This is a genomic window from Sphingopyxis sp. DBS4, assembly GCF_024628865.1.
Taxonomy (GTDB): domain Bacteria; phylum Pseudomonadota; class Alphaproteobacteria; order Sphingomonadales; family Sphingomonadaceae; genus Sphingopyxis.
Map to the genome: position 1 here is coordinate 2500160 of NZ_CP102384.1, position 20046 is coordinate 2520205.

General features: G+C 67.7%; 18 protein-coding genes. 3 read left to right on the plus strand and 15 right to left on the minus strand.

What is annotated here, in order from left to right; translation table 11 throughout:
• Window positions 1-4 precede the first annotated feature (4 nt).
• The 3 genes from NP825_RS11880 (at window position 5) to pal (ending at window position 2828) form a co-directional block, all read left to right on the plus strand.
• Window positions 5-832: a hypothetical protein gene (locus tag NP825_RS11880; protein ID WP_257543666.1), complete on the plus strand. Its 828-nt coding sequence runs from the start codon at window positions 5-7 to the stop codon at window positions 830-832.
• Window positions 829-2208 carry a Tol-Pal system beta propeller repeat protein TolB gene (gene tolB, locus NP825_RS11885; RefSeq protein ID WP_374046490.1) on the plus strand — a complete coding sequence of 460 codons (1380 nt, stop codon included), beginning with the start codon at window positions 829-831 and terminating at the stop codon, window positions 2206-2208. The genes NP825_RS11880 and tolB overlap by 4 nt, the downstream gene beginning before the upstream one ends.
• Window positions 2209-2318: 110 nt before the next feature.
• The gene (pal, locus tag NP825_RS11890) at window positions 2319-2828 is read left to right on the plus strand and encodes a peptidoglycan-associated lipoprotein Pal (protein WP_257543670.1); all 510 of its coding nucleotides are present in this window, start codon (window positions 2319-2321) and stop codon (window positions 2826-2828) included.
• 172 nt (window positions 2829-3000) lie between these two features.
• Here pal and NP825_RS11895 read toward each other — a convergent pair whose 3' ends face one another.
• The 15 genes from NP825_RS11895 to NP825_RS11965 form a co-directional block, all read right to left on the minus strand.
• The gene (locus tag NP825_RS11895) at window positions 3001-3777 is read right to left on the minus strand and encodes an A24 family peptidase (RefSeq protein WP_257543672.1); all 777 of its coding nucleotides are present in this window, start codon (window positions 3775-3777) and stop codon (window positions 3001-3003) included.
• A gap of 138 nt (window positions 3778-3915) precedes the next feature.
• Window positions 3916-4632, minus strand: coding sequence for a type II secretion system protein N (gene gspN, locus NP825_RS11900; protein ID WP_257543674.1), 717 nt, complete (start codon window positions 4630-4632; stop codon window positions 3916-3918).
• Window positions 4629-5108 (minus strand): type II secretion system protein M, encoded by a 480-nt coding sequence (locus NP825_RS11905; RefSeq protein WP_257543677.1) that lies wholly within the window; start codon window positions 5106-5108, stop codon window positions 4629-4631. The genes gspN and NP825_RS11905 overlap by 4 nt, the downstream gene beginning before the upstream one ends.
• The gene (gene gspL, locus NP825_RS11910) at window positions 5108-6253 is read right to left on the minus strand and encodes a type II secretion system protein GspL (protein WP_257543679.1); all 1146 of its coding nucleotides are present in this window, start codon (window positions 6251-6253) and stop codon (window positions 5108-5110) included. The genes NP825_RS11905 and gspL overlap by 1 nt, the downstream gene beginning before the upstream one ends.
• A gap of 1 nt (window position 6254) precedes the next feature.
• Window positions 6255-7262 (minus strand): type II secretion system minor pseudopilin GspK, encoded by a 1008-nt coding sequence (gene gspK / locus NP825_RS11915; RefSeq protein WP_257543681.1) that lies wholly within the window; start codon window positions 7260-7262, stop codon window positions 6255-6257.
• Window positions 7259-7969 carry a type II secretion system minor pseudopilin GspJ gene (gene gspJ / locus NP825_RS11920; RefSeq protein WP_257543683.1) on the minus strand — a complete coding sequence of 237 codons (711 nt, stop codon included), beginning with the start codon at window positions 7967-7969 and terminating at the stop codon, window positions 7259-7261. The genes gspK and gspJ overlap by 4 nt, the downstream gene beginning before the upstream one ends.
• Window positions 7970-7977: 8 nt before the next feature.
• Window positions 7978-8340, minus strand: coding sequence for a type II secretion system minor pseudopilin GspI (gene gspI / locus NP825_RS11925; protein ID WP_257543685.1), 363 nt, complete (start codon window positions 8338-8340; stop codon window positions 7978-7980).
• The gene (locus NP825_RS11930; protein WP_257543687.1) at window positions 8330-8806 is read right to left on the minus strand and encodes a GspH/FimT family pseudopilin; all 477 of its coding nucleotides are present in this window, start codon (window positions 8804-8806) and stop codon (window positions 8330-8332) included. Before NP825_RS11930 ends, gspI begins: the two co-directional genes overlap by 11 nt.
• Window positions 8781-9263 carry a type II secretion system major pseudopilin GspG gene (gene gspG / locus NP825_RS11935; protein WP_374046565.1) on the minus strand — a complete coding sequence of 161 codons (483 nt, stop codon included), beginning with the start codon at window positions 9261-9263 and terminating at the stop codon, window positions 8781-8783. The genes NP825_RS11930 and gspG overlap by 26 nt, the downstream gene beginning before the upstream one ends.
• A gap of 4 nt (window positions 9264-9267) precedes the next feature.
• Entirely contained in the window at window positions 9268-10482 is a 1215-nt protein-coding gene (gene gspF, locus NP825_RS11940) for a type II secretion system inner membrane protein GspF (RefSeq protein WP_257543688.1), read from the minus strand.
• On the minus strand, window positions 10475-11968 hold the full coding sequence (locus tag NP825_RS11945) for a GspE/PulE family protein (RefSeq protein ID WP_257543689.1): 1494 nt from the start codon (window positions 11966-11968) through the stop codon (window positions 10475-10477). Before NP825_RS11945 ends, gspF begins: the two co-directional genes overlap by 8 nt.
• A complete protein-coding gene (gene gspD, locus NP825_RS11950) occupies window positions 11965-14169 on the minus strand; it encodes a type II secretion system secretin GspD (RefSeq protein ID WP_257543690.1) in 2205 nt (734 codons plus the stop codon). The genes NP825_RS11945 and gspD overlap by 4 nt, the downstream gene beginning before the upstream one ends.
• Before the next feature lie 5 nt (window positions 14170-14174).
• Window positions 14175-15041, minus strand: a complete 867-nt coding sequence (locus tag NP825_RS11955) for a type II secretion system protein N (protein WP_257543691.1) — start codon at window positions 15039-15041, stop codon at window positions 14175-14177.
• A gap of 260 nt (window positions 15042-15301) precedes the next feature.
• Complete coding sequence (locus tag NP825_RS11960; RefSeq protein ID WP_257543692.1) at window positions 15302-18031, minus strand: TonB-dependent receptor domain-containing protein; 2730 nt, start codon at window positions 18029-18031, stop codon at window positions 15302-15304.
• A gap of 80 nt (window positions 18032-18111) precedes the next feature.
• Window positions 18112-19737, minus strand: coding sequence for a hypothetical protein (locus tag NP825_RS11965; RefSeq protein ID WP_257543693.1), 1626 nt, complete (start codon window positions 19735-19737; stop codon window positions 18112-18114).
• Between the last annotated feature and the right edge of the window lie 309 nt (window positions 19738-20046).

Sequence of the window (20046 nt, forward strand, 5' to 3'; positions counted from 1 at the left end):
GACCATGGCTGCGCAATCCGCACCCGGAGGGAATCAGAAGACCGGCATCGCGATCGCGGTGGCGCTGCATATCATCGTGATCGGCCTGCTTTCGGTGCAATGGACCGCAGGCGACCGGCGTTTCGACAATCCGCCGATGGAAGTCGATCTGGTCGCCGAAACCGCGGCGCAGTCCTCCGCGCCGGTGATCAGCGAGACCCCGCCCGCCGCACGGCTGGGCGAAGAGGATGCGGACGACATCGCCGCGCCGCCAGAACCCGTCCCCGCGCCGCCGCTGCCCGAACCGGTCGTGCGGCCGACCCCGGCGCCCGCGCCGAAGCAGGTCGCTCGCCCGGTTCCAGCGCCGCCCAAGAAAATGCCCCCCGCCGCGCAAAAGGCGACGCCCAAGCCCGCGCCGAAGGCCCCGGCGAAGAAGCCGACGAGCCGCCCGACCGGCCGCCTCGACGGCATCGTCGACGGCCTGTCGCGGACGCAGCCCAAACAGCCCGCGAGCAAGGGCGCGCCGGCCGCGACGACCTCGGCCGAGGTGCGCCGTTCGATCGACGTCAGCATCAAGGCCAAGGTCGGCCCGCGCTGGGACAGGTGCAAGGTCAGCGGGGTCGACGTCGAGAAACTGAAGACCGTCGTCAAATTCCGGCTGACCCCCACGGGCGCACTCGCGGGCTTCACCAGCGTGACGACGTCGGGACAGAATGACAGCAACCGCTTCCAGGTCGCACGCCACCAGGAATGCGCGAAAAAGGCGGTCGAAACGGCCGCGCCCTTCGATTTGCCCGAAGAAAATTACAGCTATTGGCAGAATTACACATTGGACTTCGACAAGGTGAGATGAGCATGACTCTTGCGAGATATTTGATCGCCGGCCTCCTGATGACGGTTGCCAGCCCCGTGGTCGCCCAGACCCAGTCGGTGCAGCCGCCCGTCGTCCAGCCTCCGGCGGACGGCCCGCGCGAATCGATCACCGGCACGCTGTCGCAGGATCGCACCGTCATCGCGGTCCCCGCCTTCGCGACCCCGGCGGCGGTCAATGTCGCGGGGCTCAACACCGCGAGCCTCGGCAAGCAGATCGCCGACGTTATCGCCGCCGACCTCGAACGCAGCGGGCTCTACGCGCCGCTCGGTCCCGGCAGCGTCCGCGCGATCAGCATGGCGGAAGTGCGCGCGCCGCAATTCGCCGACTGGCAGGCGCGGAACGCCGAGAATGTCGTCCATGGCTTCGTGCAGGCGAGCGGCACCGGCGGGCTCGTCGTCGGCTGCTACCTCTACGACACCGACCTCGGCAGCGAGCTGGTGCGGCAGGGGTACGAGATCCAGCCCGCCGACTGGCGCCGCGCCGCGCATAAATGCGCCGACGCCATCTATTCGCGCCTGTCGGGGGAATCGCCCTTCTTCGACAGCCGCGTCGCCTACATTGCCGAGAGCGGCCCCAAGGGGAACCGCATCAAACGGCTGGCGATCATGGATTCGGACGGCGGCAACCACCGCTTCATCACCAACGGCCAGGCGCTCGCGCTCAGCCCGCGCTTCTCGCCCGATTACAAGAAGATCGTCTATGTCAGCTATTTGAACGACCGCGTCCGCGTCTTCATCTACGACGTCAATGCGGGCACGCAGAAGCTGGTAACCGAAAGCAAGAATGCGACCTTTGCGCCGCGCTGGTCGCCCGATGGCCGCCAGATCCTCTATTCGATGGCAGTCGGCGGCAACACCGACATCTATCGCATCTCGGCCGAGGGCGGCACGCCGGTGCGGCTGACCAGCACGCCGGGAATCGACGTCGGCGGCAGTTTCTCGCCCGATGGCAAGAAGATCGTGTTCGAAAGCGACCGCTCGGGCGGGCAGCAACTTTACACGATGAACATCGACGGATCGAACCAGCAGCGGATCAGCTTTGGCGGCGGGCGCTATGCGACCCCCGAATGGTCGCCGCGCGGCGACCTGATTGCCTTCACCAAGATGGGCGGCGGCGAGTTCCGCGTCGGCGTGATGACGCCATCGGGCGGCGGCGAGCGGCTGCTCACCAACAGCTGGCAGGACGAGGCGCCGACCTGGTCGCCGAACGGCCGCGTCATCCAGTTCTTTCGCACCACGCCGGGCAAGGCGGGCAAATCGTCGCTGTGGCAGGTCGACCTGACCGGCGTGAACCTGCGCCGCCTGCCGACGCCGCAGGACGGATCGGACCCGAGCTGGGGGCCGATCCTGCCCTGATCGCGGCCGCGGAACCAAAGGAAATCCGCGGGGTTTGACTCTTTGCGTTCAATGCGGGTTAATCCCACGCGGTCACGACTGAAAAATGCAACAACAAGAGGACAGAAGACATGACGATACGCAAAACCACCGCGATGATCGCGGCGATCACCATGCTTGCTGTGGGTGCCTGTGCAAAGAAGGCGCCGGAACAACTGCCGCCCGCGCCCGAAGGAACCGGCACCGATACGGGAACGAATACCGGCGGCGTGGTCCCCGGATCGCAGGAAGACTTTGTCGCCAATGTTTCGTCCGACCGGATTTTCTTCGGTTTCGATCAGTACAACGTCGATGCCGAGGATCAGGCGACGCTGCAGAGCCAGGCGCAGTGGCTCGCCCGCAATCCCGCGGTGCGCGTCACGCTGGAGGGCCACGCCGACGAACGCGGCACCCGCGACTATAACATCGCGCTCGGCGAGCGCCGCGCCAATGCCGCGAAAAATTATCTCGCGACGCTGGGCGTCGACCCGAGCCGGATCGACGTGATCAGCTATGGCAAGGAACGCCCGGCGGCGCTCGGCTCGAACGAGGAAGCCTGGGCACAGAACCGCCGCGCCGTGACCGTCGTCATCGCGCGATAAGCGAAGTCGACCGCGAATAAAATACAGGTGTGTCCCCGCGAAGGCGGGGACCCATCTCCGACCGGTTCAGCATAGCACCGACCGCAGATGGCCCCCCGCCTTCGCGGGGGAACACCGGGTTGAAAATACCCCATCCCAATCCTTCCCCTGAAGGGAAGGTGCTTATCGGGCGTCATCGCGCGATAAGCAGCGGCCATAGCGGCACCGTCGCCCAGGCGGCGGCGCAAGCGAAAAGACCGAAGGGGACCGGCCGTCGAGCCAACGGCCGGTCCCCTTTTCCGTGCGCGACAAGCGCCCAGAGCAGCCCGCCGAGGCTAGCGAGCAACAGCAGCAGCGGCAGCGCCTGCCAGCCGAGCCAGCAGCCGATCGCCGCGACGAGCTTGGGGTCGCCACCGCCCATTCCTTCATCGCTGCGCAGGCGGCGATAGGCCCAGGCGATAACCGCGAGAACCAGCCCGCCCGCAAGCGCCCCGATCCAGCGGTCGAGCAAGGGGACGCCAAGCATCGGACCGGCCAGAAGCAGACCAGTGATCGCGAGCACGGCATTGAGCCTGTCGGGCAGCCAGAAATGCCGTGCGTCGAGCAAGGCGAGCGGCAGCAGCAGCCAGCCGAACAGCGCCCAGAGCCAGCCCGCGGTGCCGGGCAAGAGCGCCAGCGCGACAACGCCGATCAATCCCGAAGCGATCTCGACCTGTCCGTGAAACGGATCGATCCGCACCCCGCACCGCGCACACGCTCCGCGCATCCAGAACACCGACAACAGCGGCACCAACTCCCACGCGCGAAGCGGCCGGCCACAGCCGTCGCATTGCGAGCGGCCCAATACCGATCGTCCAGCGGGCCAGCGTAGCACCAGCGTCGCGATGAAACTGCCAAAGGTAAGGCCGATAAGTCCGGCGAGAAGGACGGCGGCGCCGAAAGGCAGGGCGTCGAGGATCGATCCAATCATCTCCGGCCCTTCCCGCTCCGCCTTTGCTCAACCCTGTGTCCCCGCGAAGGCGGGGACCCATCATCCGATCGGTCCCGGATCGCACCGGCCGGAGATGGACCCCCGCTTTCGCGGGAGAACGGGGCTTTCAGACCATCCCTAAAACCGCCCCGTCGCGGTCAGCACATATCCGTTCGCCCCCGGCTTGAACCCCAGCACCGTCAGCGCCGCCGCCATCGCCGGGTCGCGATCGACGTTGATCGCGAATTGCGCACGATAAGCCCCGCGCGCATCGAACGACAGCGCCAGCCGCTCCATCCCCGACTGGCTGGCGAGCACCGCCCGCGCGCGACCGTTCGCACAGGCAATCGGCCCCAACAGCCCGCGCGACAGGTCGAGCCCCGCGATCGGCGCGGTCACCATCAATTGCAGCCGCCCCGCCGCCTCGACGCATTGTCCGGCATCGTCGAAACGCACCGACACACCCTCGAAACGGATCGTGTCAACTGGAACGATGCCGAGCCCGCCCGACAGCGAAGTCGCGCCGTTGACGTCGGACATGCCGCGCGGATCGCTTCCGTGAAGCCGCCCCGACAGCGCGCCAAGTCGTTCATCGGCGCGTGTGAAGGCAAGCTCTGTATCGCCGCCGAGCAACGCGAGCGGCGACAGGCTCGCGCGCACCGTGCCGAGCGGCAAGACGCCTAGCCGCGCGTCGATCAGCGTCCCCGACCACACCGACCCGCGAACCTCACGCGCCGCGATGCCCGCATCGGCCGCGCCCGACAGCGACAGCGCGAGCCGCATCGGAAAGGTCGCGACGATCAGCAGCAGCGCGAGCAACGCCGCGCCGATCATCCAGCGCCTGCGCCCGCTCATTGTCCGGCCTTTCTCAGTTCGGCGGTCATGCCGACAGTGCCGTCGGCGGCCGGGGTGATCGTCAATTGATCGACGATGAAACCCTGTCCCTCGAGCGAGGCGAGCCAGTCGGTCAGCACCGGCGCCTTGGCGGTCGCAATCGCGATCGTCGCCTGCCCCTGTCCCCGCGCCTCGTTGCGGTCGAGCGTCAGCCCGATCTCGCCCGCCGACTGCGCGAGATATTGGTCGACCGCCACGGCATCAACCGCCGCGGCCACCGACGTCGCCGGCCGCGACGCGAGCAATTGCACTTTCGCCGCGACGCGCCCCTCGCGCTCGATCGCGGCGCTGTGCCGACTTTCAAGGTCGGCGAAGGCGGCAACCGCCGGCCGTCCGAGCACCCAGCCGAGCACCGCGAGCGCCAGCACGCCCGCGACGCCGACGAGCCAGCGCTCGCGCATCGACAGGCCGCCCCACCAATTTTTCACCGCGTCCATCATGGCACCGCCCGGATCGTCACATTGGCCATCTGCTGGCCGTCGGCTCCCGCCATCGGCTGCGCCGTGATGCGATAGCCATGCGCCTGCAGCGCGAGCAGCACCGCGTTGATGTCGTCGACGCGCGGTGCGGCGAGCGTCGTCGTCAGCGTGCCGTCGGTGCGATGCGCCAGGCTCTTGAGCGTTACGCCCGGCGTATCGCGCATCGCATCGTAGAGCGCCGACGCCGGGACCGAGAAAGCGAGCGGCCCGCCGCCCGCCGCGGCGAGGCGCCGGTCGATCTCCGCCTCGGCCGCTTCGGCGTTAGGCGCGGCAATTCCTGCCTTTTTCGCTGTTTCTACCGTCACTTCGTCGGCGCGGCTGCTATCCGACATCAGCCGAATCGCATGGACGACCGGCACCATCAGGCTGACGACGAGCAGCGCGATCAGCAGCCGCTTCGCCAGCCGCAGCAGCGCCGGATCGACGGCCCAGTTCCGCTTCGGCTTCCACGCGCCGCTGAGCAGGTCGAGCGGCGGCGCGGCAAGCGAGAGCAACAGCGCTTCACGCATCTGCGCGGCATCGAGCGGCGCGATCGTCCGTTCGCCGGCGATCAGCGGATCGAGTTCGGGGTCGGACAGAAAGGCGCGATCGGCGGTGCGGACGATCGTCTCGTCGCCGACCTCGGCGGCCCAGAGCGTTTCCGCCTCGGGCGGCGGCACGGCCGCAGCCGCAGGAAGGATCGTATCGGGCGACAGTCCCTGCGCCGCCAGCCAGTCGGTCCACGCCGTCATCGCGGCGTGGGTCGTCACCGCGACGGGGACCGCCTGCCCCGCCTCGGCGGGCTGGCCCGCGACGACGTGCAGCGCGGACGCTTCGCCCAGACTGTCCTTCAGCGCATCGAGCCGCGCCGCCGCCGCCGCCTGCGCCGGGGCGGCATCAGGGTAATGGTGCCAGCGCAGCGGCACGTCGGCAGCGGGTGCCAGCGCGATCAGCCGACCGTCGGCAGCGTCGTCCTGCGGGCGTTCCCATGCATCGACCCAGCCGTCGTCCTGCCCCGAATCGACAATGACACCATCATCGACGCGCAGCCACGCCGGGCGCACGGCCGTTTCGTCCGCAAGCGCCGCCACCGGGGGCAGCCAGAGGATCAGGGTGCGGCTCATCTCAATCGCTCTCGCCCCAGTCGCGGCGGACGATCAGCGGCGACGCCAGCCCGGCGCCGGCCGCGCCGCCATTGGCATCGATGAGCGACCTTGCCGTCAAAACCCCGTCCCCCATCGTCACCTTCGTCGTCAGCATCAGCCAGCGACTGTTCACCCCGGCCTGTTCGGCGACATCCTGCGGCGGCTTGCGCCCCTCGAACGCCCGCGCCTCCCAGAATCTCACGCTGCTGCCATAGCCGCCGGCGGGCCGCGTCGCCAGCGCCGCGCGCGCATCGGCGACGGTCAGTTCGCCGGGCATCAGCATCGCGATCAGCGGCGCCTGTTCGGGCGCCAGGGTGTTGACGTTGAGCTTCACCGGATCGGCCTCGGGCAGCACGCATATCCAGGGTTTGAGCTGGGCATAGATTTTGGGGGTCACGCCGCGCACCGCGCGCAGTTCGCTGATGTCCACCATCTTGCGGTTGGCGGCGAGATAATGCGCCTGCATCCCGCGATAGACATTGTCCTCGGCGCCGAGCGGCCCCTCGTTGCTGTCGCTGTCGATCCAGTCGGCGGTCGCGCCTGCGATTTGCTGCGCCTGCCCGTCATCGATGCCGACCAGCTTCATCAGCGCTGCGAACTGGGCGATCGCTCCCGACCGCTGGCTGAGCCTGCCCGGCGTCACTTCGGCGACCAGGCTGTTGAGATTGAAGCAGTTGTTCGCATCGGTCAGCCGCGCCCGCCCCTCGCCGCCGGGCAGCGGCAGGGTGAAATCGCGCCCCAGCCAGCCGCCCTCAAGCGTCAGCCGCGTCGGGTCGCGCGAGACGAGGCTGGCGACGCGCCGCAGCGCGATCTGCTCGGCGGCAAAGGCATAGGCACGCCCCTGATCGACCGTCGCGGCGCTGCCGGCAATGCGCGTCGCCAGCATCAACCGGTCGAGCGCGGTCGCCGCGATCACCGCCATCACTGCGACGAGCAACAGCACCGCCAGCAGCGCGGCGCCGCGCTCTCGCTGTTCGTCGCGCATCATGGCGCAGCCCCCTGCACGGGCGGCGGTGGGGGGGCAGCCGGAGCGGTCAGGAACAGCATCGTCAGCGGGGCGCGGCCGGTGCGGGTCAGCCGCACCTCGACTGCGCGCGGCAGGCGGTCGCCGGGGTCGCTCGTCCAGCTTTCGGACCAGTTGCCGCGCTCGTCGCGATAACGGACGGCGACGCTCGCGACTTCATCGACCAGCCGGTCGCCGTCGGAGAGCGCGGTGCCGTCGAGCATCGGCTGCGTCGCACGGCGCCATTCGCCGCCGACCAGCGCATAGCCGACACGCTCGACCTCAGGCCGCGCGCTGCCGTCCGACGGCGCGCCCGCGTGAACGAAAGCGAAGCCCGAGGCGGAGCCCAGAAAGGCGGGCACGGCTTCACCCGAAGGGCCGCGCGTCGAACGCTGCACCGCCTGCGCCAGATCGTTCGCCATCACCGCGCGCACGCGGTTGAGCCCGCTCATGCCTTTCAGGCGTTGCTGCACCGCGTCCTGCGTATCGACGCTGCTGCGGAGCAGGCCGACGCCCATCGCCGCGATCGCCGCGAAGATCGACAGCGAAACGAGCATTTCGACGAGCGTGAAGCCGCGCTCGTCGCCCCTTTCGTGCTCCCCTGCGAAGGCGGGGGTCCAAAGAGCGCGCGCGCACCGTCGCTCGAGGGCGCTCTGGGTCCCCGCCTTCGCGGGGACACACGGTGGGGTCATATCCTCCCTCACCGCGACGGCCTGATAATCGTCAGCGCCGCCTGCCCGCGCCCGCTTTCGGGCCGCACGATCAGGTCGATGCGCAGCAGCGCGGCGTCGGCGGTCGGCGCGACGCGTTGTTCGATACGCCAGTTTCGTCCCGCATTGGCGACGCTGCTCGCGCTTGCCCCGATCGTCGGCGGTGACGGGTCGGTCCATAGCTCGACCGCGCGGTTTTGCGCGACGATGCCCGCCATCGTGCTTTCGTCGAGATCGCCCGCGGTGCGCACCGCATAAGCGTCGAGCCGCACCAGCGTCAGCGCCGCGATGCTGATGATGCTGAGCGCGACGAGCATTTCCAGCAGGGTGAAGCCGCGCGCGTCATCGGCCACGGCTGACCTCCCCCATCGCCGAGATGCGCACAATTTCGCGCGCGTCGCCGCCGCTCAGCACGACCGCCTGCGGCGTCGGGCTGGTGCCGATGCGATCGAAGCGGACGCGCGCCGCCGCCTGTCCGTCGCCCGCGGTGAAGCGGATGCCGCTCGGCCAGCTCCGCTGTTCGAAGGCGCGGCCCGGAAGCGGCTGCCAGGCGCCGTCGATCCGCCGCTCGAAGCCATAGCCGGAGGGCGCGAAACTCACCGATATGCTGCGCCCCTCGATCACCGCAACGTCGCGCGCGGCGGCAAGGCGCGCGGCGAGCCGATCGGCTTCGCTGCGCACTGTCCGCTCCTCGCCGGGGATCGTCAGCACGACCGCGGTCGCGGCGAGGCCGAGAATCGCGAGTACGACCATCAGTTCGACGAGCGTGAAGCCGCGCTCACCGGGATGCGGCTCAATTCTCTCCGTGGATGTCGGCATTGTCGTCGGTTCCGCCCGGCGCGCCGTCGGCGCCCATCGACCAGACGTCGAACGCCTTTCCGTTCGCGGCGGGCGCCTGATAATTATAGGGCCGTCCCCAAGGGTCGCTCGGCAGCTTCTTGATATAGCCGCCGCGGCGATAGCGTTCGGGCTGCGCGAGCGCGGGCGGCGCGGTGACGAGCGCGTTCAGCCCGTCGGTGGTCGAGGGGTAAGTCAGATTGTCGAGTTTATAGTTCTCAAGCGACTGTTCAATTTGCGATATGTCGGCCTTGGCCTTTGTGACCATCGCTTTATCTTGCGCACCCAGGACATTGATAGCCACCACCGTCGCGAGCAGTCCGATAATGAAGATCACGACCATCAGCTCGGTCAGGGTAAAGCCGCGCTCGTCCTTCCCGCGGCGAACAGGCCGCGACGGGTCGAGCATCAGGCGAAGGAAAAGCTGCATCAGCGACATGATATTATAGCCCCGCAAGGTTCTGCAACTGGAGGATCGGCAGCAGGATGGAAAGGATGATGAGTGCGACGCACGACCCCATAACGACAATTATGACAGGTTCGAGTAAGGCCATCGACGCGGCGGTAAAGCGATCGAACTCGCGCTCCAGATAGTCGGCGGCGCGTTCGAGCATCTGCTCCAGCCGCCCCGCGCTTTCGCCGCTTGCGGTCATGTAGACAAGCAAGGGCGGAAAGACCCCGGCATCGCGCAAGGCCGCCGACAGGCTGCCGCCCGCGCGCACCTGATCGACGATGCCCGCGGTCGCGGTCGCCAGCGCCGCATTGCGGATCGTCGGCACGGTGAGCCGCAGCCCCTCGACCAGCGGCAGGCGGCTCGACACCATCGTCGAGAGCGTGCGGGCGAAGCGCGCGGCATAAAGGTCGCGGAGCAGCCGGCCGATCAGCGGCAGGCGGAGCAGCCGCGCATCGATCGCCGCCTTGAACGCGGGACGGTGCATCGCACGAACCCAACCGAAAACAGCACCGGCGATCAGCAGCAGCGCGAGCCACCACCAGTTCGCGGCGAAGCTGGAAATCGCGATCACCGCGCGGGTCAGGAACGGCAATTGCTGCCCGACATCGTCGAACTGCTCAACGACGCGCGGCACGACGAAGATCATCAGCGCCGCGACGACCCCGACCGCAACGAAAGCGAGCACGACGGGGTAAGCGAGCGCGGCGATCAGCTTGCCGCGCACCTCGGCCTGGCGTTCGAGCAGGTCGGCAAGCCGCGCGAGGATCGTCGTCAGGCTGCCCGTCGTCTCGCCCGCCGCGACCATCGCGCGATAGAGCGGCGGGAAACTGCCCGGCTGGCGCGCCATCGCGTCGGCGAGGCGGCGGCCTTCGAGAAGCCCCGCGTGAACGTCGCCGATCACCGCGCGCGCGCTTTCGGCCTCGCTCTGGCGCGTCAGCGTGCGCAGCGCCTCTTCGAGCGGCGCGACCTCGACGAGCGTCGCGAGCTGGCGCGTGAAGAGCGCGAGTTCCTTGTGGCCGAGCTTGTCCTTGCGGAAAGCGAGCAGCGAGCGGCCGGCGGGCTTCGCCCCTGCCTCTTCGACCGCGACGATATGGAATTTGCGTGCGATCAGGCCGGCGCGCGCGGCATCGTCGTTCGCGGCGGTCAGCCGCCCCTTGCGCTCGCGGCCCTGGGGATCGATCGCCACATAGCGATAATCAGGCATCGACGTCCTCGCGCCGCGCGATGCGGATCGCTTCCTCGGGCGTCGTCAGTCCCTTCGCGACCATCGCGCGCGCCGCGCTGGCGAGCGTCGGCGCTTTCAGGAAAGCGTGCTTCGCGATCATCGCTTCGTCGCCACCGGCGTAGATGTAGCGGCGCACCGTCTCGTCGACGCGGATCGCCTCGAACACCCCGACGCGGCCCTTGAAGCCGGTGCCGCCGCACGCTTCGCAGCCTTTCGGCTTCCAGATCACCGTGCCGATATCGAGGCCGAGAACGGCGGCGATGCCGTTGTCGGCCTGTACCGGCTCACGGCAATGATCGCAGAGCTTGCGAACGAGCCGCTGCGCGAGCACCGCGCGCAGCGTCGAGGCAAGCAAAAACGGTTCGACCTTCAAATCCTTGAGGCGCGTGATCGCGCCGACCGCATCATTGGTGTGGACGGTCGAGAGGACGAGATGGCCGGTCAGCGACGCCTGCACCGCGATGTCGGCGGTTTCGCGGTCGCGGATTTCGCCGACCATCACGACGTCCGGGTCCTGGCGCAGGATCGCACGCAGCCCGGCCGCGAAATCGAGCCCGACCTTGGCATTGACCTGCGTCTGACCGATGCCGTCGACGGCATATTCGACCGGATCCTCGACCGTCAGGATGTTGCGCTGACCGTCGTTGAGCTGTTTCAGCGCCGCATAGAGCGTCGTCGTCTTGCCCGACCCCGTGGGCCCGGTGACGAGGATGATGCCGTTGGGCTCTGCCAGCGCCTCGCGCAATATGCGGTCGGCCTCGCCCGAGAGGCCGAGGACGTCGAAATCGATCCCCGCCGTATCCTTGTCGAGAATACGCATCACGACGCGCTCGCCCGCGCGGCTCGGCAAGGTCGAGACGCGAACGTCGACCGCCTTTCCGGCCAGCGTCAGCGCGATCCGCCCGTCCTGCGGCACCCGGCGTTCGGCGATGTCGAGGCGCGCCATCACCTTGATGCGGCTGACGACGACGGGCGCGACGTGCGGCGGCATGCGGAGGTGCTCGCGCAGCACGCCGTCGGTGCGCATCCGCACGACGAGCCCGCTTTCATAGGGTTCGACATGGATGTCGCTGACGCCCTGCCGCACCGCTTCGGCGATGATCGCGTTGATCAGACGGATCGCTGGCGCGTCGTCGGCGCTGTCGAGCAGATCCTCGGCGCTCGGGATGCCGAGTTCGAGGTCGCTGCCGCCCACCGTTCCCGCCATCGCCGCCGCCGAGGCATCGACGGCATAATGGTCGGAGAGCAGCCGGTCGAAGTCGGCCGGGCTCGCGGTCGCGACGCGGATCGGCTGCGCAAGATAGCGCTTCACCTCGATCAGCACCGCCGGATCGCTGCCCTCGCGCAAAGTCGCGAGCCAGCGCCCGCCCTCGTCCTCGGCGATCACCACACCGTGCGTGCGCGCGAACGCATAGGGAATATCGACCGGCGCCGCGGGCGGCGCGGTCGGTTCGGCGTCGGTCACGGATGCTCTCCGGCCGGCGGAGCGGGCGCCTGCGAGATCGAAGGTGGAACCTCGGCAGGGGTCACGGTGCCGCCCTGCCCGCGCAGCGCGGGCAGATCGACCGGACCGACGGTCACATCGTCCGCCGTCGGGGGAGACGGCGGGGTCGTCCCCATATAGTCGCGCACCAGCGTGTCGATCGCGGGCTCCTCATTCGGGTTCCGCTGCAGCTGGAAGTCGCGGATATAACCATAGCGGCGCGCGGTGAGCGCGGCATTATCCTCGCGGCTGCGCAGGATCGTCGGGCGGATGAAGACCATCAGGTTCGTCTTCGACCGGCTGCGGCTGCGCGACTTGAAGAGTTCGCCGATCAGCGGAATGTCGCTGAGCAGCGGAATGCGCTCGATCGTCCGGCGCTCATCGTCGTTGAGCAGGCCGCCGATCGCGAGGATTTCGCCGTCGTCGACGGTCAGCACCGTCTCGAACGAGCGCTTGTTGAGGATGAGGTCGCTGTTGCGCGACGACACCGGCCCGGCGACGCTCGACACTTCCTGGCGCAGGAACAGCTTGACCTCGCCCGCGCCGTTGACCTGCGGCGTGACCTCCAGCTTGATGCCGACCTCCTCGCGCTGGACGGTGCGGAAGGCGTTGTCGAAATTGTCGCTGAGCGCTTCGCCGGTCGTGATCGGCACTTCCTGCCCGACGAGGAATTTCGCGGCCTGATTGTCGAGCGTCACGATATGCGGGGTCGCGAGCAGGTTCGACGTCGTGTCCGACTTCACCGCGTTGATGATCGCGCCGAACACCGTGTTCTTGCCGATGTCGCCCGCGAAGCCCGCGAAGCCGCCGGTCGCCGAGAGCAGCGACGCCGCCGCCGCTTCCTGCAGGCTGCTGCCTAGCGCGCTCGACGTCTGGGTAACGACGGTCGTGCCGTCGACCGTCGTCTTGTCCTCGGTCAGTTTCGTCGCGGCATAGGCCCCGCCGAGGGTGAAGATGTTCGGCTGCGCATTGCTGTAATTGGTCGCGACGAAGGGGATGTTCTTGCCGCCGAGCAGGAACTGGACGCCGAGGCGCTTCGCGGCATCGTCGCCGATCTCGACGACGATCGCCTCGACGAGCACCTGTTCGCGGCGGCTGTCGAGCTGGCGGATCAACTCGCCGAGCATCCGCTGCACCTCGCTGTTCGCGGCGACGATGATCGCGTTCGCTCCTTCGTAGCGCGTGACGATCGCCGGGCCGCGCGTCGCGATGCTGCCGCCCGTGCCACTGACCGACGTGGGCGTCGTCGCCGCGGGCGCGGCGCTAGGAGCCGGCGTGCTGCCGCCCGCCGTCGTCGAGGAGGATGTCGCCGGCGGCAAGCCCGCCTTCTGCGCCGGATCGCTGCCGCCGCCGACAAGCTGTTGCAAGGTCGGCAGCAAGGTTTCGGCATTGGCATGTTCGAGCCAGTAGACGCGAAGTTCGGTGCCGCCCGCCGCCTTGGCATCGAGGTCGTTCGCCATCGAGACGAAGCGCGCGACCAGCGCCTGATCGCCGCGCAGCGCGATGGCGTTGCTGCTGTCGATCGGCACGATCGCGAGCGGCGCCTTCGCCCCCTCGCCCGCCGCCGGGACGAGCGCGGTGAGCGCGGCGGCGATTTCGCGCGCGCCGGCATTCTTCAGCGTGACGATCTGGCTGGTCGAGCTGTCGCGGTCGATGCTCGCGGCGAGCGTGCGGATGCGGCGGATATTGTCGGCGAAATCGGCGACCACCAGGCTGTTGGCGTTGCGGTTCGCGGTCAGCGATCCCTGCGGGCTGACCAGCGGGCGCAACGTCTCGACCGCCGCGACGGCGTCGATATGCTTGAGGCGGATGATTTCGGTGACGAACTGGTTCTGCGCGGCCTGATTGCTGCCGATACGCCCCGGCTGCGACGCGGCGCCGTCGATCGGCTGGATGCGATAGGCACCGTTCGGCCCCGGCACCGCCACGAGCCCGTTCGAGCGCAGGGTCGACAGGAAAATCTCGAAATATTCGCTGCGCGACAGCGGCCGGTCGGTGACGACCGACACCTTGCCGTTGACGCGGCCGTCGATGACGAAGGTCCGTCCGGTGATCCGCGCCGCATCCTGGATGAAGGCGCGGATGTCGGCGTCGCGGACGTTCAGCGTATATTGCGCGAGCGCCGGTCCCGGCGTGGCGGAAACCAGTGCGGCGGCGAGCATCAGGGACAGTTTGAGACGCATGAGACCTATTTCGACAGAAGGATGGCGACGGGCACGACGCTGGCGCCGCGCTCGATCTCGAGCGAGAGGCGCGCGCCGGGCGTGAACTGGTTCGCGAGAGAAGCGGCATCGCCTGCCGAGGCGATCGGGCGGCCGTTCACCGAACGGATGACGTCGCCGGGCTTCAGCCCCGCGGTGCGAAAGACAGCGCCGTCGCCCTGCGGCTGCACGACAAGGCCGGTGATCCGGCCGTTTTCGGTCCGTGGCGCGAAGCCGACCCCGGCGTTGAGCGCCTCGGGAGTCATCGCGCCTTCCGCTGCCGCGGCAGCGCTACCGACCTCGGGCGTCGGCGCGGGCAGCGCGGGATTGGCAACCGGCGCTTCGCCGCTCTGATCGAGGAACAGGCTTTCGCGCGCGCCGCCGCGGTCGAGCAGCACATGATCGAAAGCCACGCCGACGAGCTTCACCCCCGGCGCGATCTCCTCACCTACGGCATAGCTGGTCTGCACCCCGTCCTCACCCGCTATGATCGCCGATCCACCGCCGGTCGCTTCGTTGAGATTGACGCCGAACAGCGTCAGGCCGAGCGCGGTGACGGTCGCGTTCGCCGGGCCCTGCTGCGCGGTGCGAAAAAAGGGATCGATGCTGGAAAAGAGCGCGCGCCGCTCCGCCGGGGACGCGATCACTGCGGTCTGCGGCTGCCACGCGCCGAGCGGCGACAGCGGCACGACGAGCGCCCAGGCCAAGCGAACGCATTGCCAGATCAGCAAGGCGCCGAGTAGGCCGACGAGCAGCATCGGCGCGATGTCGCGCGGCGCCCGTTTGCCGATGCGCAGCCACGACGGCAGCGCGCGCGGCAGCCGAACGGCCGATCCGGTCATCAGCACTGCCATGGCGTCGTCCCTGTCCCCCAACTGAAAGGCTGCATCGCGAATCGCCTAGGCGCGATCGATGACAATCAGTTGACGGGAAGATTACAGTTTTTTGTCAGAGGGGCGAGTCTGGGAAAGCTGGGCGGTCGAGGGAATTTGCCCTCATGCCAGCCACGTCACCCCCGCGAAGGCGGGGGTCCAGCTTTCTTTGCGGCCTCGCGGCTTTCCGTATAGCTGGACCCCCGCCTTCGCGGGGGTGACGTGATAGAGCTGAACGCAGCTCAGAATTTCACCGATCCGCCGAGCGAGAAGGTCGCGCCGGGCTTGTACAGATTATAATAAATCCGGTTGCCGCCCGATTCCTGCATTTCCTTATATTTGGTGCCGAGCAGGTTGCGTGCCTCGAACTTGAGCTCGAATTGCTTGCCGAAGGTCGAAATTCCCTGCCGCGCGACGAAGTCGAGCTGGACGCCGGGCCGTTCGAAGATGTCGGGCTGCCCCGACGGCCCGCGCCGCGTGACGCGGTCGGAGGCATAGGATATCAGGATCGTCTGCTGCGACAGGCGTTCGGTATCCTCCAGCCCCAATTCGACGTTGACCAGATGATCGGACTGGCCGGTCAGCGGCGCGCCGTCGCGAAAGAATTGGCTCGCCAGCGTCGCGCCGGTAAAGGGATAGGCCCGCACCGGATCGTCGGCCCCGACCTTCAGCTTCGACTGCGACCAGGTATAATTGCCGATGAACACGGCGCGGCGGTTGGCCCAGAAACCTTCGCCCCAGCCGCTGAGGTCGAAATATTTCTTGAACTCGAACTCGACGCCATAAAGCGTCGCCTCGGGCGCGTTGGCGAAGCGGGTCGTCACGCTGTTGCCGTCGAAGCTGGCATAGGTTTCGATCGGATTCTTGATCTTCTTCCAGAAGCCGCCGATCGACACGCGCTGTTCGGGCGCGAAATACCATTCGAAACGGCCTTCGGCGTTGTAGAGTTGGCTGTCGACGAGCTCAGGGTTACCCTGGAAATTGCGGTTGGTGTCGGGATCGTAATAGGTCTGGAACACCAGTTCGCGAAACTGCGGCCGCGCGATCGTCTTCGACGCGCTGAGGCGAATCTGCATCTGCGGCTGGATCTCGTATGTCAGCGTTGCCGCGGGGAGCAGATAGTCGCGGCTGAGGTTCGTCGCCGGCGGCAGCGTCGGGCTGACCGTATAGACCTGAACCGGCGACACGCGCTGGACCGCGCTTTCATAGCGGGCGCCGATATTGACGTTGAGCTGGTCGAGCAGGTCGGCCTGAATCTGGAAATAGGCCGCATGATTGCGCAGCGTCGCGCGGAAGGTCGGATTCGACCCCGTACTGTCGACCAGGCTGATCCCCGTCGGGCTGGGGTTCGCCGGGCAATCGGGATCGGTCGGCGGATTGAGCGGCGGGAAACAGATCATCGTCTGCGACAGCAGCAGGTCGGGCCGCAGCAGCGAGACCGCGATCGGGATATTATTGTTGCCCTGGAACAGGAAGTCGCGGCGCTCGGTAACGCGGTTGGTGTCGCTATAGGCATAGCCGTAGACCGCCTTGACGCGCGGCGCGATTTCCCACGTCAGGTCGATCCCCGCCGAATAGAGATCCTCGTTGAGGTCGGAGAAGGCGATCGACGCGCTGCCCGGCCGCTGGCCGGTGTTCAGCGTGTTGGTGAAGAACTGGCCATAGGGATCGGTCGGGCTGTTCGAGCGGCTGTAGAGGAAGCTCAGTTCGAACGGCGCCTCGCGCTGCGAATTGGCATAGCCCGCGCGAACGTCGATGCCGAGGTCGTCGAACGGCTTGAACTCGCCGACGAACTGGGTGTCGATGAGCTGGCGCGCATACCAGGCGGTGTCCTGATACTGGAAGCTGACGCCCGGATTCGCGTCGGCGGTGTCGGGACGATTCTCGGCGCCGAGACGCGCCTGCTTGATCGTGTCGCGGATATAGAGGCTGGTCCAGCGGACCTTGTTCTCGCCGAACTCGGCACTGAGCCCCAGCAACGCGTTGGCGACGACGCGGTTGTCGGTGATCACGCGGTGGATGTCCGTGTTGAGCGACGACAGGTCGAGCGCGTTCGCGGTCTGCTGCGTCACCGCGCGGCTGCGCCATTTGCTGGTATAGCCCGCGGTCGCGATCAGGCCGATCTCGGTGCCGCCGAGGTCCCACGCCTTGCCGCCGGTGATATTCGCACCCCAGTTGACGGGCATGTCGTCGTTGCGCTGGACGATGCCGTTGCGCGCGGTGACGAACTGGCCGGCGATCGCCTGCTGGTTGACGCTGGGGTCGTTGATACGCAGCCCCGAGGCACGCCACGCGGCATAAGCGGGCGGCAGCTTGCGGCCGCCGTCGCCGAAGCCGGTCCAGTCGCTGCCGGTGCCGTAATAGGTGTAGCCGAGGCGGCCTGTGGTTTCCGAATTGCCGCCGATGCTCGCGCCGATCTCCAGAAACGCCTCGCGCGGGACCGCCTTGGTCGTCAGGTTGATCACGCCACCGCCGAACTCGCCGGGGAAATTCGCCGAATAGCTTTTCTGCACCAGCGACGAGGCGATGATGCTGGAAGGGAAGATGTCGAGCGGGACGACGCGCTTCAGCGGCTCGGGGCTCGGCAGTGGCGAGCCGTTGAGCAGCGCGAGCGAATAGCGGTCGCCGAGCCCGCGGACATAGACGAAGCCGTTGCCGACGACGCTGAGGCCGGTGACGCGGCCGAGCGCGCCGGCGATATTGCCCTCGCCCGTCCGCGCGATGTCCGCGGCGCCGAGGACCGAGACGACCTGCGGCGCGCTGCGTTCGATATTGGCGGTGCGGCGGCCGGTGACGACGATGTCGGCACCGGGGATCGACACATCGGTCTCGTCGTCCGCGGGGGCCGCCGTATCGGCGGGCGCCGGCGCGGGGGTTTCCGCCGCGGGCTCCGCTTGCGCCATCGCCGCGGCGGGCGCGACGAGCGCGGTGGAGATCAACAACAGGCGGACGAGCCGGAGCGGCTTGGACATGACGATTTCCCCAGAAAGCGGGCAGAAACATGCGTGGGAGGGAGCGGCACGCACCGCTCCCTCCCATCGGAGCAAAGGCCTCAGCTGGTCGGCAGCGAGGTGCAGAGCCCCGTGTTGCCGGTGCCGAAGTCGGCGGTCGTGCTGTTGCAGGTCCAGCCCTGATACCAGGTGTCGCTGGCATCCTTGACCGCGCCGACATAGCTCGTCTTGTCGAAGAAGCCGGCGCGGGTCAGTTCGATGCCGTTGAACATCTGTCCGTTCAGCGTCGACACGTCGAACGCCGCCACCTTGGTTTCGTTCGCCCCGTTGATGAACAGGCTGGCGAAGGTCGGCGTATAGGCGTCGTCATTGCCGTTCGACCCCGAACCGAAGATCGACGCCACCGCGCCCGCGGTGATGCCGCTGTCGATATATTTGGGCGACGCGCACTGCATCAGCACCGAACGGAAGATCGGCGCGCCATATTCGTCGATCGCGGCGCTCTGCGTTCCCGATGCGGTCTGCGTCCGGCTGATGTTGATGCAGGGGTTGGTCGGGCTGACCAGCACCGAGTTGTAGAGGCCATAATCGGTGCCGCCGCGCAGCAGGATCGAGGCCTTGTCCGACGAGGCGTTCTGCGAATTCTGGAAGAAGACGAAGTTCGCCACCCGCGTGTTCTGGCGCGGATTGTTGCCGTCGAGCGCATTGTCGGTATCGGCCTCGATCATCGCGTCGCCGATATTCGGGCGCTGGACGACGATACCGTATTGGAAGTTCGCCTTGGTGCCGACGTCGGTGTCGAGATTGTCGTCCTCGGCGCCCACCGCGATGAAATGTTTCACATGCGCATGGCCGCCGAATACTTCGACCGCGTCATCGGAGCTGTTGTACGACATGATATGGTCGATCTGCGTGGCCGACCCCACGCCTTCGAGCGTCAGCGACTGAAGCTCGCTGTTCGACGAGAGGACATAGCCCGAATAGCGGATCTGGACATAGCTCATCCGGCCGCTGTTGTCGTTGGCGAGGCTGCCGCCATAGAGCGCGTCGTCGACCGCGCCTTCGGTCTGGCGCTCGCAGGCGTCGGTGCCGGGCGCGGCGCCGGTGGCGGCGCAGTCGGTGACCGGGGCGCGGCCGCTCAGCACGACGCCGCCCCACTGGCCCGACGAGCTTTCGGTGTTGAGCCCCTGGACGTTGTCGCGGCTGGTGAAGATGATCGGCTGGGTCGCGGTCCCGACCGCCTGGATCTTGTTGCCGCGATTGACGTTCAGCCACGACGGACCCGATTCGCCATAGAGGATGACGCCGGGATCGATCGTCAGCGTGACATCGGGCTTGTCGCTCGCTTCCTCGGTCGGCCCCTGATCGTAACCGACATCGACGCGGCCGTTGATGCGATAGAGGAGGCCGGCGATCTTCGGCAGCGTCGAATTGGCGGTGATGCGCGCGGGCAGCGTGCAGACGCGCCAGCTGCCGAGCGCGCTATTGCTGATCGTGCCGGCGTCGGTCAGCGCCCCGCCGCCGATGGTCGGGCAGCCCGCGGCCGGAGTGACGGTCGGCGTCGGAGTCGGCGTGGGGGTCGGGGTCGGCGTGGGGGTCGGCGTCGGATTGATGATGATCGTACCGCCCTCGCCCGGCGACGCGATATCGTCGGCGCCGCAGGCGGCAAGGGTGGAACAGGCCACGCTGGTTAGCATGATCAGACGAACGCGTGCGAAAGCCGCCATGAAATTCTCCGTTCCCGGTGTGCGCACGAGGGGCGCTGTGAAAAACCACCGGCGAACAAAGGAGGATGTGCCGCCCCGCCCCCGGTGACGCCGCCACTAGGGTGATTCGATGACGGTCTGACGCCAGAGCCGTGACAGTCCGATGACGCTTCGGGGTCGCTTCGATGACATTCGCAAAAAGCGCTGAGGTCCGCGCCTTCGCGGTGCGACCGCCGGGCGACGAAATAAAAGCGGCGAAGCTCGCTTGCATCGCCCGAAAAGCTTTGCTAGGCGCCCGCTCCTACCTGGTGCCGGCCCGTCCGGACCATC

What these genes read in the sequence shown, in the direction of transcription:
- NP825_RS11880 (WP_257543666.1), top strand. Translation starts at nt 5, where the DNA reads ATGGCTGCGCAATCCGCACCCGGAGGGAATCAGAAGACCGGCATCGCG.
- tolB (WP_374046490.1), top strand. Translation starts at nt 829, where the DNA reads ATGAGCATGACTCTTGCGAGATATTTGATCGCCGGCCTCCTGATGACG.
- pal (WP_257543670.1), top strand. Translation starts at nt 2,319, where the DNA reads ATGACGATACGCAAAACCACCGCGATGATCGCGGCGATCACCATGCTT.
- NP825_RS11895 (WP_257543672.1), bottom strand. Translation starts at nt 3,777, where the DNA reads ATGATTGGATCGATCCTCGACGCCCTGCCTTTCGGCGCCGCCGTCCTT.
- gspN (WP_257543674.1), bottom strand. Translation starts at nt 4,632, where the DNA reads ATGAGCGGGCGCAGGCGCTGGATGATCGGCGCGGCGTTGCTCGCGCTG.
- NP825_RS11905 (WP_257543677.1), bottom strand. Translation starts at nt 5,108, where the DNA reads ATGGACGCGGTGAAAAATTGGTGGGGCGGCCTGTCGATGCGCGAGCGC.
- gspL (WP_257543679.1), bottom strand. Translation starts at nt 6,253, where the DNA reads ATGAGCCGCACCCTGATCCTCTGGCTGCCCCCGGTGGCGGCGCTTGCG.
- gspK (WP_257543681.1), bottom strand. Translation starts at nt 7,262, where the DNA reads ATGATGCGCGACGAACAGCGAGAGCGCGGCGCCGCGCTGCTGGCGGTG.
- gspJ (WP_257543683.1), bottom strand. Translation starts at nt 7,969, where the DNA reads ATGACCCCACCGTGTGTCCCCGCGAAGGCGGGGACCCAGAGCGCCCTC.
- NP825_RS11930 (WP_257543687.1), bottom strand. Translation starts at nt 8,806, where the DNA reads ATGCCGACATCCACGGAGAGAATTGAGCCGCATCCCGGTGAGCGCGGC.
- gspG (WP_374046565.1), bottom strand. Translation starts at nt 9,263, where the DNA reads ATGTCGCTGATGCAGCTTTTCCTTCGCCTGATGCTCGACCCGTCGCGG.
- gspF (WP_257543688.1), bottom strand. Translation starts at nt 10,482, where the DNA reads ATGCCTGATTATCGCTATGTGGCGATCGATCCCCAGGGCCGCGAGCGC.
- gspD (WP_257543690.1), bottom strand. Translation starts at nt 14,169, where the DNA reads ATGCGTCTCAAACTGTCCCTGATGCTCGCCGCCGCACTGGTTTCCGCC.
- NP825_RS11955 (WP_257543691.1), bottom strand. Translation starts at nt 15,041, where the DNA reads ATGGCAGTGCTGATGACCGGATCGGCCGTTCGGCTGCCGCGCGCGCTG.
- NP825_RS11960 (WP_257543692.1), bottom strand. Translation starts at nt 18,031, where the DNA reads ATGTCCAAGCCGCTCCGGCTCGTCCGCCTGTTGTTGATCTCCACCGCG.
- NP825_RS11965 (WP_257543693.1), bottom strand. Translation starts at nt 19,737, where the DNA reads ATGGCGGCTTTCGCACGCGTTCGTCTGATCATGCTAACCAGCGTGGCC.